This is a genomic window from Yimella sp. cx-51, from assembly GCF_017654605.1.
Lineage (GTDB): Bacteria > Actinomycetota > Actinomycetes > Actinomycetales > Dermatophilaceae > Yimella.
In genome coordinates this window covers 893,690-907,604 of the sequence record NZ_CP072113.1, presented here as the reverse complement: position 1 = coordinate 907,604, position 13,915 = coordinate 893,690, and the positions used below count along the sequence as shown (strand labels likewise).

Annotated in this window: 15 protein-coding genes; 4 read left to right on the top strand and 11 right to left on the bottom strand. The window is 67.7% G+C overall.

What is annotated here, in order from left to right; translation table 11 throughout:
- Window positions 1-30: 30 nt before the first annotated feature.
- Window positions 31-1,203 (top strand): DegT/DnrJ/EryC1/StrS family aminotransferase, encoded by a 1,173-nt coding sequence (locus J5M86_RS04310; protein ID WP_188061469.1) that lies wholly within the window; start codon window positions 31-33, stop codon window positions 1,201-1,203.
- A 2-nt stretch (window positions 1,204-1,205) separates the two neighbouring features.
- On the opposite strand, the gene J5M86_RS04305 is transcribed toward J5M86_RS04310, so the two are convergent.
- From J5M86_RS04305 to J5M86_RS04285, 5 genes are all read right to left on the bottom strand, one after another.
- Window positions 1,206-2,432: a hypothetical protein gene (locus J5M86_RS04305; RefSeq protein WP_188061470.1), complete on the bottom strand. Its 1,227-nt coding sequence runs from the start codon at window positions 2,430-2,432 to the stop codon at window positions 1,206-1,208.
- 96 nt (window positions 2,433-2,528) lie between these two features.
- Window positions 2,529-3,461, bottom strand: coding sequence for a DNA-3-methyladenine glycosylase (locus J5M86_RS04300; protein WP_244328478.1), 933 nt, complete (start codon window positions 3,459-3,461; stop codon window positions 2,529-2,531).
- Window positions 3,458-4,237, bottom strand: coding sequence for a hypothetical protein (locus J5M86_RS04295; RefSeq protein WP_188061471.1), 780 nt, complete (start codon window positions 4,235-4,237; stop codon window positions 3,458-3,460). The genes J5M86_RS04300 and J5M86_RS04295 overlap by 4 nt, the downstream gene beginning before the upstream one ends.
- Window positions 4,234-5,214, bottom strand: a complete 981-nt coding sequence (locus J5M86_RS04290) for a polysialyltransferase family glycosyltransferase (protein WP_188061472.1) — start codon at window positions 5,212-5,214, stop codon at window positions 4,234-4,236. Before J5M86_RS04290 ends, J5M86_RS04295 begins: the two co-directional genes overlap by 4 nt.
- Window positions 5,214-6,092, bottom strand: a complete 879-nt coding sequence (locus tag J5M86_RS04285) for a glycosyltransferase family 2 protein (protein ID WP_244328477.1) — start codon at window positions 6,090-6,092, stop codon at window positions 5,214-5,216. The genes J5M86_RS04290 and J5M86_RS04285 overlap by 1 nt, the downstream gene beginning before the upstream one ends.
- Window positions 6,093-6,153: 61 nt before the next feature.
- Here J5M86_RS04285 and J5M86_RS04280 point away from each other — a divergent pair, with 61 nt between their 5' ends.
- On the top strand, window positions 6,154-6,777 hold the full coding sequence (locus tag J5M86_RS04280; RefSeq protein ID WP_188061473.1) for a bifunctional 2-polyprenyl-6-hydroxyphenol methylase/3-demethylubiquinol 3-O-methyltransferase UbiG: 624 nt from the start codon (window positions 6,154-6,156) through the stop codon (window positions 6,775-6,777).
- Between the two features lie 382 nt (window positions 6,778-7,159).
- Here J5M86_RS04280 and J5M86_RS04275 read toward each other — a convergent pair whose 3' ends face one another.
- The 4 genes from J5M86_RS04275 to J5M86_RS04260 are packed head-to-tail and all read right to left on the bottom strand — an operon-like array spanning window position 7,160 to window position 9,850.
- Window positions 7,160-7,585: a hypothetical protein gene (locus tag J5M86_RS04275; RefSeq protein WP_188061474.1), complete on the bottom strand. Its 426-nt coding sequence runs from the start codon at window positions 7,583-7,585 to the stop codon at window positions 7,160-7,162.
- A gap of 13 nt (window positions 7,586-7,598) precedes the next feature.
- Window positions 7,599-8,345, bottom strand: coding sequence for an SDR family NAD(P)-dependent oxidoreductase (locus J5M86_RS04270; RefSeq protein WP_188061475.1), 747 nt, complete (start codon window positions 8,343-8,345; stop codon window positions 7,599-7,601).
- On the bottom strand, window positions 8,338-9,594 hold the full coding sequence (locus tag J5M86_RS04265) for an AMP-binding protein (RefSeq protein WP_208965100.1): 1,257 nt from the start codon (window positions 9,592-9,594) through the stop codon (window positions 8,338-8,340). Before J5M86_RS04265 ends, J5M86_RS04270 begins: the two co-directional genes overlap by 8 nt.
- Window positions 9,595-9,598: 4 nt before the next feature.
- Entirely contained in the window at window positions 9,599-9,850 is a 252-nt protein-coding gene (locus J5M86_RS04260) for an acyl carrier protein (protein ID WP_188061476.1), read from the bottom strand.
- An 83-nt stretch (window positions 9,851-9,933) separates the two neighbouring features.
- Between J5M86_RS04260 and J5M86_RS04255 the strand changes: the two genes are divergently transcribed.
- Window positions 9,934-10,443, top strand: coding sequence for a GNAT family N-acetyltransferase (locus J5M86_RS04255; RefSeq protein ID WP_188061477.1), 510 nt, complete (start codon window positions 9,934-9,936; stop codon window positions 10,441-10,443).
- Entirely contained in the window at window positions 10,436-11,488 is a 1,053-nt protein-coding gene (pseI, locus tag J5M86_RS04250; RefSeq protein WP_188061478.1) for a pseudaminic acid synthase, read from the top strand. The genes J5M86_RS04255 and pseI overlap by 8 nt, the downstream gene beginning before the upstream one ends.
- Before the next feature lie 79 nt (window positions 11,489-11,567).
- On the opposite strand, the gene J5M86_RS04245 is transcribed toward pseI, so the two are convergent.
- Together J5M86_RS04245 and J5M86_RS04240 are read right to left on the bottom strand one after the other, a co-directional pair.
- Complete coding sequence (locus J5M86_RS04245; protein ID WP_188061479.1) at window positions 11,568-13,085, bottom strand: hypothetical protein; 1,518 nt, start codon at window positions 13,083-13,085, stop codon at window positions 11,568-11,570.
- Window positions 13,064-13,900, bottom strand: coding sequence for a hypothetical protein (locus J5M86_RS04240; RefSeq protein WP_188061480.1), 837 nt, complete (start codon window positions 13,898-13,900; stop codon window positions 13,064-13,066). The genes J5M86_RS04245 and J5M86_RS04240 overlap by 22 nt, the downstream gene beginning before the upstream one ends.
- Between the last annotated feature and the right edge of the window lie 15 nt (window positions 13,901-13,915).

Below are 13,915 nucleotides of genomic sequence, written 5' to 3'. Positions count from 1 at the left end.
TCACCTGCCCAACCCGAGGAGAACCACTCCATGTCGTCCGACCCCGCCGACACCGTCCGCCGCCTGCTCGCCGAGCGCACCGGCACCGAACCCGGCGACTGGTACCCGGTCTTCAAAGCGCGTTACGGCATGGAGGTGGTGTTCCGGGCGATCGGACAGACCCACGGCACTGGCGAGGTGTTGACCCAGATCTTCACCTGCTCGACCGCGGTCACCCCGATCCTCGCCGCCGGCATGAGGGCGGCGTACGGGGACATCAGCGCCGCCTCCATCGCGCTCGATCCCACCACAGTGCCAGTGACCGACGCGACCAGGGCCGTGGTGCTCCAGCACACCTTCGGGATCGTGGACCAACCTCGGGCACGTGCACTGCGGGCAGTCGCCGACACCGCGGGTGCGGTACTGGTGGAGGACAGCGCACACTGCGTCGGACGCCTGGCCCTCGCCGAGGACGGTTCACCGCTGGCTGACATCTCGGTGCACTCCTTCGGCGCGGAGAAGATGCTGCCGAGCCGTTTCGGCGGCGCGATCTGGATCAACGCGGAGCGCTGCGACGAACACCTGCGCCGGCGGCTGGCCCAGGAACTGGGCACGCTGCGCGCGGTGACCCCACGGATCGACCGCACGGCACGCCTCTACAAGAACCAGGTGCGGGTGCTGAACCGCCTTCCCGGTGGCGTCGCGACCAAGGCCCGCTCGACGCTCGCCCGGGCGGGCCTGTTCGAGCCGCTCATCTCAACCGAGGAAACAACCGGCAGCCTGCCGTACGCCGCGATGGCGCCCTCGCCGTGGATGCTGCAGCAGATCGCTGAGACCCTTCCCTGCCTCGCCACCATCGAGCAGACCCGCTCGGCCGCCGTCGCGGTCTACCTGGAGACCCTGCGCGATGTCGTGCAGATCCCCGAGAGCATCACGCCGGACTCCGCGCTGGTGCGTTTCCCGTTCTTCGTCGCGTCATCCGAACTCGCCGAGCGGCTGGTGACGAAGGTGACCGAGGCCGGGTTCTACGCCGGCCGGTGGTACCGACCCGCACTCTTTCCGGGAGTCGCCGACCCGGCCGAATACGGTTACCGCGTCGGTGACCCGGCGCTGGCAACCAGCGAAGACCTCATCGCCCGCGTGGTGAATCTGCCGACCAACATCATCACCGACGAGGCCCGCCGGGCAGCTGCCGTCGTCCGCGAGTTGCTCGGCGCCGGCTGATCTCAGCGCGGCCGGTTGTCGCTGTGCTTGAAATGGTCAAGGCCGTGGCGCACATCGAGCCGGGCCATGTTCAGCCTGCGAGCGCGGCTGCGATCAGGGGCATAGTCGAGCGTGTGCACCTTGCCGCTGCGGGCTGCTGCCCTGGTGCGGGCGCGCAGTGAAGCCGGCGCGTAACGCAACACCACCGGGTACGGAACGTTGATCCACAGCCGTTCCTGGCCGGTCACGGTGAAGGGCAACTCGCGTCCGTACACGAGGTCCTCGATGACGCAGCGGATCAGGTTTCCACCGCCGGCCATGACGTAATAGCTCGTCGCGCCCGGACGCAGGTTGACCTCGAGCAGCTTGCTCTGCCCGGTGCGCCGGTCGTACATCATGTCGAAGTTGGCCAGGCCGACGTAGCCCACGCCGTCCAGGAAACGGCGCAACGAGTCGGTGAGTTCGGCGTCGGCGATCGAGATGATCGCGTTGTTGTTGCCGACCAGGGCGGGGTTGTATTCCGTCAGCACGACCTGGCCCGCAGAGATGAAGCGTGCCTGCCCGGCCGGGGTGGAGTAGGAGTTGGCCACCTGCATGACCGCTTCGTCGCCGGCGAGGTATTCCTGGACGATGAGATCGTCGTCGTAACCCGCCGCGAAGATGCGCGCCGAGATCGCACGCAACCGGCTCGCATCGGCGACCTTATAAACCTTCTCCTTGCCCTCGAACTGCAGCGCCGGGTAGATGTCGGTGTTGGCCGGCTTGAGAATCACCGGGTACGGGAAAGGCAGGTCGTCGCCGAAAGTCGGATCGATGTCGCCTGGTTCCAGCACCACGGTCTCCGGGTGCGGCACCCCGAGTTCGGCGCAGGTGCGGTAGAAATCGGTCTTGTTCATCAGCTTGTCGGCCAACTGCTGGTCGAGCAGCGGCACGACATAACGCGGGTCGAGTTCGTCGCGGTGGCGCAGGACGACATTCGTGTAGTGCTCGATCGTCGGGAAGAGCACCAGCTTGGGGGCATCGAACTCGGCGGCGACTTCCCGCAGCGTCTGCATGATCACCTCGTCCTGATCGAAATCGGGCTTGGTGCGCACCTGCACGATCGTGGAGTCAGCCGTCTCGCGCAATGCGAACCGGCCGAGCGCCAGGGACGACACACCGTAGGCCTCGTGCAATGAGCGCGAAATGTTGTACGCGTTCAAGCCGGTGCCGAGGATGACGGCGACGAAGTCGTTGTTCCCGAGTGTCATGCTGGACGAACTCCCCATTCTCGATCGACGATCACTGCGCGCAGTATGTCAATGGCGACCCGGGTTGCCCGACAGGCGCACCGCCGCTGCGCGCTTTCAGAAGCGCGTGGGCAGATGGGTCGGCAGGCTGAGCCGAGACCCGTGGCGCGGACGGCCCAGACCACTGGCAGCAATCAGGTACTGCACCCGGTAGCGATGCCCGGCGTACGGCTCGAGCAGCTTCGCCAGGCCGTGGTCGTCGACCTCGGCGCCGGTGAGCACATAACCGATGTTCTTGGCCACGTGGTAATCGCCGTAGCTGACCGCGTCGGCATCACCCAGCGCGCGCTGGGCCACTTCGGCTGCCGTCCAGACCCCGATGCCGGGAATCGCGCGCAGCCGTCGCCAGGCCTGCTCGCGGGGAAGTTCGGCGCACTCCTGCAAACGCGGCGCGACCGCCATCGCCCGCATCACGGTGTCGGCGCGTTGCGCATCGACCCCGGCACGCAGCCACTCCCAGGACGGAATGCGCGCCCACCCTGCGACGTCCGGCGGCGTGCGCAACCCCAGCTCGGCTGCCTGGCCGGGCGCCGGGGCGCCGAATCGCCAGACCAGCGTGCGATACGCGGCGAACGCCTGACGGCCGGTCACCCGCTGCTCAAGGATCGCCGGCACCAACGAGTCGATCACCAGACCTGACCGGCCGAGGCGCCAATCAGGTTGTCGGGCAAGACATTCGGCGACCACCTTGTGATGGGCGACGAATTCGTGGATGGGATCGTGATCGCCCAACAGCGCGGGCAGTCGCTGTAGCGTCCAGTCAGCTCCGGGGCCGTAGGCCTGCGCCACCACCCGGTCGCCGCCGGTCGCCGGTTCGAGGTGCAGCCGCAGCGACACCGGGCCCTCAGGCGTGACCGCCGCGCGCCACAGGTGATCGCCTGCCTGGCGCCACGTGGGATCGCCTCCACCGTGCCGCAAACCACCGAGGATGGCCCGCAACGGCACCCGCCGGCCGGGCGCGTAATCGGCAGTGAGCGGTTGTGCAGTCACCGGTCGTGCTGCACCCGGAAGGTGAGCAGAGCCAGGCCGAAACTGCCGTCCTCTTGGCGCTGCGCCTCCTGTGCGCGACGGCCGTCCTCGATGTCGAGATCGCCCACCAGTTTCAGACCGCGGTCGGCGGCGCGGGCGATGATCGACCGGAGGTCAGCCACCGCGACACCGCCCTCATCGGCCGGACCCAGGCGCAGCGTGATGCAGATGAGGCCGCCGCGGCGCACCGCCCACGAGGCACGGGTGAGGTCTTCGTCCACCCCGTGGCCCGAGGTGGAGTGCGGGTGCAACCGGACGGCCAGATCGACACTTCTCGGCTCGACATTGGTGCCGACGACCCCAGGGCGCATGACGTCGTAGGCGAGGGGCGAGAAGCCCGCCTGGACCGCCCAACGGCTGAACGTGGAGCGCTCCCCCACCGAATCGATCACCACCGCACGGCGAGAGCCGTCGTCGACCACACGCAGCAGTGCGGCGAGCGCGCCGTAGGCCGCCCATGCAGCGGTGTCGTCGATGGTGCGGGCAAGGCCGAGTCGGCGAGCGGCGCGGCGGGTCTGACGGGCGACGCGGCCGTCGGTGAGCAGGTCGGTCATGCGGACCTGCTGCAGATCGCCTGCGCGCAACGGACCGGCCGACTCCGAGCGCGGCAGCCGGGCTGCGGTGTCGCGAGCGGCCTGCCGGGCTCGATCAACCGCTCGCTGCACTGCGGGAGACCCCGTGAACGAGCCGGTCAGCGAACCGGTGATGCGTGCTCTGGTCGACGTCCTGCCCTTCACATCGACGACTGTAACCCGCCCCACTGACCGACCTCGGTGGCTCGCGGCAGATACGCGTCGAGGAGCGCACGCTGGTCGGTTCCGAGGTCGTCCTCAAGATGTTCGAGCCCGGGGACGACGAGCCGGGCGGCCGGCAGCCGGTAGAGCGCAGCGAGGTTGAGCAACGCCGTGCTCGTGCCGCCGACCACGCCGGCCGCGGAAACGATCTGCGGGTCGACCTCTGCGGTGAAGGAGGTGTCGAGCACTTCGTAGTCGCGATACCTCTGCGTGTTCTCGGCCGGGTGCGGACGCACCGCGAGTCGTAGCCCCTGCTGGCCCACCACCTGCGCGATCTGCGCGATGTGCTGCAGATAGGCGGTCTCGTCGAGCACACCGAGTTCGACCCAGGGCTGCGCGAGAAAGACAACGCGATCCGAGCGCCCGTCCGGCACCGTTGTTGTCAGCGAACGGAATTCGTCCGCGATGTGCTCATTGAGCGCCCAGCCGTCGGCCTTGTCGTACATCGCCCAACGGGTCGTGGTGAGGGTGCGGGCGGCTCCGTCGACGGCGAAGGCCCGCACTGATCGCCACGGCTGCCCCACACCCTGGCGCGCGAGGGCGTCGCGGCGGGTGGAGCGGTCACCGTAGGTGCCGATGCCTTCGTCGGTGACGACGACGTCGATCTTCCGGCGGGCGCTTGCCCGCCGCAGCTGCAGCCAGGGCTTGATGCCGGGCGCGCCCACCGAGAGATAGGTGAGCCGGTCGCCGTCATGACGCCAACGGGCATCCCCTTCAGGGAAGGTGATGTGGACGCGTGCGTCGCTGGGCAGGATGCGGGTGACGTCCTGCCGGTCGACGCTGGCATTGCCGAGGAATTGACCGCCGCCGATATAGGCGATCTCCAGCGGTTCGTCGGTGGAGGCAAGCCGGTGGCGCAGGTAGGCGGCGATGTGCACGAGGTGGGTGCGACTACGCACCCCGGTGATGACGCAACGCATCAGATCACCGGGGGTCGGCCGGCGCGGGTGAGCTCACGCACGGTCCGCCAACTCATCGGGTGGCGGGGGCCGGCGGGCGTGCGCACTCCCTCTCCGAATCCCTTGAACCACACCTTGAGAGCCTCCTTGTCGTGCACTCGCGCGAGGGTGAGCGCGGTCCACGTGCCGAGGTAGAGCGGCACCAGCGGCACCGGCAGGTTGCGCTTGGCCACCCACACCCGGTTACGCGCGTTCGTGCGGTAGTAGATCGCGTGCCGCGCGGCCTCGGTGTAGGGGTGGTGCACGGTGATCTCGGGGGCGTACCAGAGCTTCCACCCGGCGTCCATCAACCGCCACGCGAGGTCAATACCCTCGTGTCCGAAGAAGAAGTTTCCGGGCCAGCCACCGGCCTGGACGAAGGCCGAACGGCGGATCATGACGACGCCTTCGGAGAAGGTCGCAACCTGACCACCTTGCAGCTCACCGGGTTTCACCCGCAGTCGAGGCACCCACCGTCGTGGCGCCTCACCGCTCACCGGATCGGTGAGGCCTGGCTGACAGAGGGCGATGTCGTCGGCGGCGCTGATCTGAGCCACCAGCCGGGCGAGAGCGTCGGTGCCGGGAATAGTGGCGTCGTCGTCGAAGAAGAACAGGAACTCCCCCACCGCCTCACCGGCGCCGACATTGCGACCCTCGGGGATGCCGAGGTTCTCCGGCTCGTACACCCCGCTCACTCCTTCGGGCAGACCCTCGGGCTGCCAGCCGTTGCCGACCACGACGATGTCGACCTCGACGCCCTCCTGCCGCTGGACGCTGTGGATCGCCTCCGCCAGCGGACCGGGGCGGTCGCCCATCGAGAGCATGACGACACCCACGGTGGGCAGGTTGTTCGTTGACACTGGAACTCCTGTCGGGTCGGACCTGCCTAGGCTACGGGGCGAGCATCGACGAAGGAGAGCCATGACCCGTGCAGCGACCCGGTGGGAACGATCCGATCACAGCGGGTACGGCGAGCGCTTCGCGCAGCTGCACTCCAGCGGGCAGGACATCGACGGTGAAGCCCGCCTGGCCGATGCACTCTGCGCCCGCGGCGCCCGGGTGCTGGACGCCGGGTGCGGGATGGGCCGGGTCGGCGCGGCGCTGGGAAACCGCGGTCACGACGCGTACGGCATCGACCTGGACGCCGCACTGCTCGACCAGGCCGCGCGCACCTATCCGGGCTTCCCGACGGCGAAGTGCCGGGTGGACGAGGCGACGCCGGATCTGCTTGCAGCACAAGGCTTTCCGCGGGCGTACGACCTGATCGTCTGCGTCGGCAACGTGATGATCCTGGGCGAGGACGGCCAGGAGCAGGCGATGCTGACCCACCTACGCGACCTGCTCGCGCCGCAGGGCCGCATCCTGGTCGGCTTCCACACCGACGGCACGCCCGCCGATTCACGCGTCTACAGCGCGGCGGAGTTCGACGCCGACGTCGCCGCGTCCGGCTTGGTGGTCGATGCCCGCTTCGGCACCTACGAGCTGCACCCCTACGACCCGGCCGGCAACTACTGCGTCAGCATCCTGCGCCGCCGACCGGACTGACCTGAAGCAGCTGGACAAACTACGTGGAGGCTTCACCCCGCCATGACGGGGTGAAGCTTCCACGTTGTTCATCACGGCGCAGCGGAGCAAGCGTCAGGAGACCGAAGCAACTCCATAGACCTCGCCGGTGACGATGCGTGCTGCGCGAGCCTGCGAGCTCAGCACGAGGAGGAGTAGCGAGAAAGAGCACAGTTGCGAAGGAGTTGCTGAGCGTCCCTGACGCGCAGCGCAGCAAGCGTCAGGAGACCGAAGCAACTCCATAGACCTCGCCGGTGAGGATGCGTGCTGCGCGAGCCTGCGAGTGGAGCACGAGGAGGAACGGCGAGAGAAAACACAGTTGCATAGGCGTTGCGAGTACGGCACTGACCGAGCGAAGCGGAGGTCAGGCCGTGCTTGCAACTCCGTAGCAAACCAAAATGTCGTCGAGTTGTTCCCAGTGGAGGGTGACCTTGGTGGCGATCTCGTCGGGAAGCCGTAGGCCGGGCCAGTTCAGCCAGGAAAGCACCGGCAGGTCGAGGGCCTTGGCGGCGGCTTCGCAGCCGGTCCACAGCGGCCAGACGACGGCGGGGTCCATGGAGCGGGCGCGGCGGCCGAGCATGGCCGACACCGGCTGGTCGGCGATCTCGGCGTCGATGGCATAGGTGAGGCCGTCCCGTTCGGGTGCCTGCCAGGCGACGCCCCGGCCGTCGGCGAGATAGGAGCGGGCGGTGCCGGGGTAGGTCTCGCCGTTGACGTGCGCCCCGAGCACGAGGTATTCGGCGTTGGCGAACTCGCTCAGGATGGATTCGCGCTCGGTGATTGTGTTCATCGCGATCGCCCGATCAGATGGATCCGCCGCCGTCGACGACGATGACCTGGCCGTTCATGTTGGTGTCGTCGAAGAGCAGGGTGTGGACGATCGGGGCGATGTTCTCGGGTTCGACCAGCCGGCCGGTGGGCGTGCGACGGGTGATCGTCGACAACTGCTCGGTGCCGAGCACGGAGGACATCTCGGAGGCGAAGAAGCCGGGGGCCACGGAGTTGACCAGGAAGCGTCCGTGCATCTCCCGGGCGAGCGCACGGGTGGCGGAGTCGAGCCCGCCCTTGGTCGCGGAGTAGGCCACCAGGCCGGCGTAGCCACGCTGGGCGCAGATGGAGGTGACGTTGACGATGCGGCCGCGGCCGGACTTGGCCATCGCGTGCCGCAGGAAGGCGCGGGTGAGCACGAGGGTCGCGGTGAGGTTGGTGGAGATGATCTGCTCGATCCGCTCGGCGGACGTGTGCAGATGCATGGAGTCCTGACCGATGGCGGCGTTGTTGACCAGCGCGTCGATCGGGCCGAGCTTGGCCGAGGCGTCCTTGATGAACTTCTTCACCGCCGACTCGTCGGTGATGTCGACCGATCCGATGAAGACGGTGTCGGGGTGCTGCGCCTGCAACTCCTCGAGCTCAGGGGTGACGGTGCGGGCGAAGGTGGCCACCTTGGCGCCACCGGCGAGGGCGTCCTTGACCAGATCGAGGCCGAGACCTCGCGATCCGCCGGAGACCAGGACGCAGGACGCTGCGGGGATCGGGGTGTTCTCAGACATCGCTCTTCAGCGTCTCCTTCAACGGGATCTCGTCGCGTACGCGGATCCGCCGCGGTACGGAATAGTCGGGCAGTCGTCCGGCGCACCAGGACTGCAGGTCGGCATCGCTCACAGGCTCGGCATCGGGATCGAGCACGACCTCGGCTGCCACGACCATGCCTACCAGGGGTGCCTTGCGCCCCTTCACAGCGGCCCAGGCAACAGCCGGATGCTCCAGCAGAACTCCGCGCACCTTGGAGGCCGAAGCCTTGGATCCGCCGACGTTGATCTCGTCGGAGGCGAGGCGTCCGGTGATCAGCACGCGACCGTCCGCGAGCTCGACATGGTCGCCGGTGCGGATGGCGGCGTCCATGCCTTCGGCGGCTTTGCTGGAGGCGATGACGAGTTCGCCGTCGACCACCGACAGCTTCGGACGCCCGGGGGTGTCGCGGTCGAGCCAGTCCTGCGGAAAGCCTGCTTTTCCGTCGTGCACTGCAATCGCAGCACCCGCTTCGGACGAGGCGTAGATCCAGGAGATGCGAGCCTTCGGGTAGACCTCGCGCAACCGGTCGAGGATCGCCTGGTCGACCGGCTCACCACCGAGGGTCACCTGCTCCAGGGGCAGCTTCGCCATGACCTCACCGGAGCGCCAGAGCGCCTGGCGCCAGAAAGTGGGGGTGCCCGAGGCTGCTGTCACGCCGTGTTCGAGCGCGAGTGCGGGCCAGTCGTCCAGCTGCGAGGGCTCGATGAAGAGCACGCTCTGATCGGCCAGGCCGAGCGACAGCGTGACGACCTGCCACCACGCGTACGCGCCGACGGCGTACGGGCACAGCCACGTACGAGCAGGCTGCGAGCCCGCCACCGTCGTCAGCGAATCGAGGGTGTGCGCCACCTGCTTGGGACGTCCGGTGGAGCCGCTGGTCAGCAGCCACACCCGGCCATCCTGCGGCGCGCGCTCGGATGTGGCCGGCTCGATCTGCCCGCCTCGCACGACCGCCAGGCCGTCGGCGCGGAAGTCGGCAGCCTGCTCCTTGCCCACCCGGCCCGAGCCGGCGATGAGGGTCTCGCGTCCACCTGCGACATGGGCCCACACCGCCTTGAGGGCGCTCAAGTGATCATCGACCAGGAAGGCCGACGCGGCGGGCCAATCCGGCTGTGCCGCATCGAGATCGGCCCAGGTGCCCGCCCAGAACGAGGTGATGATGCGGTTGTTCGCACCCGGCACCGATGTGCGCTCGTGCTGCCCGGGAGCGCCCGAACTCGCAGGCAAGGCGTCAGCTCTCTTGCAGTTGCTCGATGAACGTGAGCACGTCGCCGACGGTCTCGATCGAGCGCAGTCCGGGGGCGTCGAAGTTCAGCTCGGCGTCGAGTTCGTCCTCGACCCGCAGCGCGAGCTCGGAGAAGTCGAGCGAGCGGAAACCGATCTCCGACAGTTGCGTCTCGTCACTCTCGGGCAGGTCCTTACCCTGTGCCTGCAGCACTTCACCCATCATCGAGCGCACCTGCTCACGGCTCAGCGTGGTCATCAATCCTCCGGGGTTGGTTGTGGTCCGGTCAGTTAGTCTATCGGCGTTCTGCACCCTTCCCGTCTTACCTGTCCGGAGGCTTGATGTTGCGTCCAGTGACCGACGCCGACAAGGACCTCGTGCGCGTCTGGCGAAATCATCCAGAGGTGCGCGCGGTGTCCCTGACCCGCGACGTCATCTCCCCCGAACAACACGATTCCTACTGGAAGTCGTTGCAGGGCAACGAAGCCCGCAAGGTCTACATGTACGAGCGCGGCGGGCGTCCAGCCGGTGTCGTCACCTTCTTCGACATCGACGCCGACGCCAAGACCGCGATGTGGGGCTTCTACCTCGACAACGACGGGCTCACCGAGCGTGGCGAGATGCTGCCGGCGTTCATCGACATCCAGCGCCAGGCGGTGAAGTTCGCGTTCAGCAATCCTGACGGCCTGCTGCTGGAGCGACTCGACGGCGAGGTCATGGACGCCAACGAAGCGGTGCGGCGCATGAACAAGCGCAACAAGTTCGAGGAGATCGCCACGGACGAGCGCGTCATCGACGGCGAGGCCGTCACCATTCACACCATCCGCCGCAGGAGGCAGCCCAATGACTGATTCGGTACGCATCGGGCAGCACGAGATCGGTCCTGGCCACGAGCCGTACATCATCGCCGAGATGTCGGGCAACCACGACGGCTCGCTGGAGAAGGCACTCGACATCGTCCGCATGGCTGCGGCTTCGGGGGCGCACGCGATCAAGCTGCAGACCTACAAGCCCGAGACCATCACCATCCAGTCGGACGCTCCTGATTTTCGGCTCTCCGACTCGCACGAGTTGTGGGGCGGTCGGACGCTGTGGGATCTGTACGAAGAAGCGCACACTCCCTGGGAATGGCACGAGCCGATCTTCGCCCTGGCCAAGGAACTCGGCATCACCGCGTTCTCCTCTCCCTTCGACCCCACCGCGATCGATCTGCTGGAGTCGCTCGACGTGCCCGCTTACAAGATCGCCAGTTCGGAGATCGTCGACCTGCCGTTGATCCGGCTCGCGGCGAGCAAGGGCAAGCCGACCATCATCTCCACCGGCATGGCCTCGGTGAAGGAGATCACGGCTGCGGTCGAGGCCGCGCGATCCACCGGTAACGAGCAGATCGTCGTGCTGGCGTGCACCGCCAACTACCCCGCTGACCCCAGCGAGTCGAACCTGCGCGGCATCCCGGTGATGCGGGACGCCTTCGGCACTCTCATCGGCTACTCCGACCACACGATGGGCATCGGCGCGGCGATCACCGCGGTCGCCCTCGGTGCGGTGCTGGTGGAGAAGCACGTGACGCTCTCCCGGGCCGAGGGCGGCGTCGATGCGTCCTTCTCCTCCGAACCCGACGAACTGCGCATGTTGGTCGAACAGACAAAAATTGGCTGGCAGTGCCTGGGTCAGCCCCGCATCGGCGCTCGCCAGCAGGAGAAGGAAGGCCTGCGCTTCCGGCGCTCGCTGTACGTCGTGGAAGACGTCAAGGCCGGCGACGCCGTCACCGCGCAGAACGTCCGCTCGATCCGACCGGCCGGCGGCCTTCCGGCCGACGACTTCGCGCTGGTCGAAGGACGCACCTTCAGGGCCGACGCCCCCAAGGGCACCGCGCTCTCCTGGGAGCTCATCTGAGGGCTGATCTCCCCAGACCGAACTGACAAGCGCCGCCACCTGCAACAGGTGGCGGCGCTTGTCAGTTGCCGAAGGTCTGCTACTTGCGGATCTTCTTGACCACGCGGCGAGCGGCGTCCTTGGGGAGGTTCTTGCCCTGCTTCTTGGCGTAACGCACACCCTTCTGCACATTCGACTTCGCCACGAAGGTCGCGTACTGCTTCTCGTCCCAGCGCAGGCGGGCCCAGGTGCTCTTCAGCTCGTCCTGCTGACGCTTGACGACCGCGAGCAGTTCTTCGCGGGTCTGGCCCTGGTCAGCCACCCGACCGACCCACCGCTGCAGGTCGTCCGGACGCGGGGCACCGGCCATCGCACCGAGCGCAGCCAAACGGGTCTGCCGGTTCATCGCAGTCGGCCAAGGGTGCTTGAGCCCGTGGCCCATGATCGTGCCGAGCAGATCGGACAACGCCGCCCAGACGACGTCCTCGAGCCGCGCGTCGGCAGCCGCAGCCTCGAGGAAGACCACGTCGCCGGCGTCCCCGTCCACGAAGACATTGCGCAGGCGCGCGTCGGCGTACTGCGCAGGCACGACGCCGTTGACGGCAACCTCCTGCAACCGGGCGTACCACTGCTTCAGCACGCGGCGCATGGTCGGGGTGTCGGAGTCACCGGCCGCTTCGATCAGCTCGATCAGAGCGGTACGGCCACCGGCCGGAATACGGAACTCGTGACCATCACTACGACGCAACACTCCTTGCGCCACAGTCCAGTCGGAGGTGCTTCCTGCAGAGTCGACGGTGCGGGCAGCCGGCTCTGACGAACCGCCGAGCACCACAACCCATCCGGCAGCGACGTCATCGATGCGGTCGGCCAGCGCAGCCGAGCGCCACGGGATCGGCGAGGCACCGCCGCGCAGCGCGTAAGCAGCGGCGAAGTCGCGCAGCGAGGACGAACCCGATGCGCCACTCGTCAGCACGTCCACCCGTCGCCACGCCGGCAGGAAGCCCCAGACGACTGCATCGCGGCCAGCCTCCTGGACGAACGAAGCGACCTGCTCGGGAGTGCGCGGACGGGAGGCGTCCCAAGTGCGGAAAGGCGTCCAGTCGCGGTCGAGGTTCATCGCGTAGGAGTCGATGCTGGTGACCGAGCGGTGCAGTCCACGCTCGTTCTCGACAGCGAGCAGAACAGGCGCATCCGGTGCCGCACAACGCAACACCTCGGCGGCCAACTCTGCCCAGGTGCGGTCGCCCTCCTCAGCCGAGAGCACTCGGTAGAGGTCGTCGAGGGCGACGACAGCGTCGAAGGTCTCGCCCTGCTCGACCGCATGCGCCAGGCTGCCTGCGCGCACCTGAGCGGTCGGCACCCGCGTTGCGATGGTCCCGGCGTCCGGCGCGGAGCGGATCACGACGACCAGCTCGTCCACCCGACCAGCGAGGTCTTCCAGCAGCGCCGGATCGTGCGGGCCCACGACGAGCACCCGACCGCGGACCTCCTTGGTCAGCTCCGCGATCAGCGGATGCCAGGACGGGCCGTCGACATCGAGGTCGACCCAGTTCTGCATCACTCCCTGCCCGAGGGTGACGTTGTCGTACTGCTTCAGTTCGACGATGCGAGCCATGGTTCGTCCCATCCGAGCGTGTAGCGAAGTTCGTCGGCACCCATCACGAAATCAGTGCCCATCTCCTGGCGTGCAGTGGCTACGGCGGCCTCGACATCGAGGTGCTCGCCGAACATCTCGGGGTACAGGGCCTCGAGCAGACCCGCCCCGTTGAATCCGGCCTTGGCCTCGATCTCCATCGGATCGCCGTAGACCGCAGGCTCACAGCCGGCAGCCGCGCCGTACATCACCGCGGTCGTCAGCCGGTTGGAGATCACCCGCTTGTGCTTCTTCAACTCCTCCAGTTGCCGAAAGAGGAAGAAGCGGTCGGTGCCCTGCCACTGCTGACCGCGGCGGCCGTGGGTGATGACCCGAAAGCCGGAGTCCTCGTAATGGCCGCGGATCTCGGGGTCGTCGTACTCCACGTAGTAGAGGCAGGCCGTCACCGGGCCCTCCTCGACCTGCTTGATCTCCTCGATCAGGCGATCGTGTTGACCGATCACCGACTCGTAGTCGGCCGTGCCGTGGAAGGGGTAGAAGATCGTGCCCTCGCGACTCTCCGGCTGTTCGTCCTTGCGCAGATCCATCAGGTAGAGGAACGGCGCGCCGATGACGGCGAAGTCTCGCCAACTGATCACCTGGCCGCGACGGCGGTTGCGATCGGTCCAGACCAGCTTGGTGAAGCTGTGGTCGTTGACGTGGCCGTACCCGAGACCGTGGGCGAAATTCCACCCGTGCTGGATCACGCCACGCACCGGCGGCGGAGCGGCCGGGTCGAGGCCGCAGTACTCGGCGAGGATGTGGGCATGGCCGTACCAGTGATTGGTGTGGTCCACGCACAAACCTCCGTC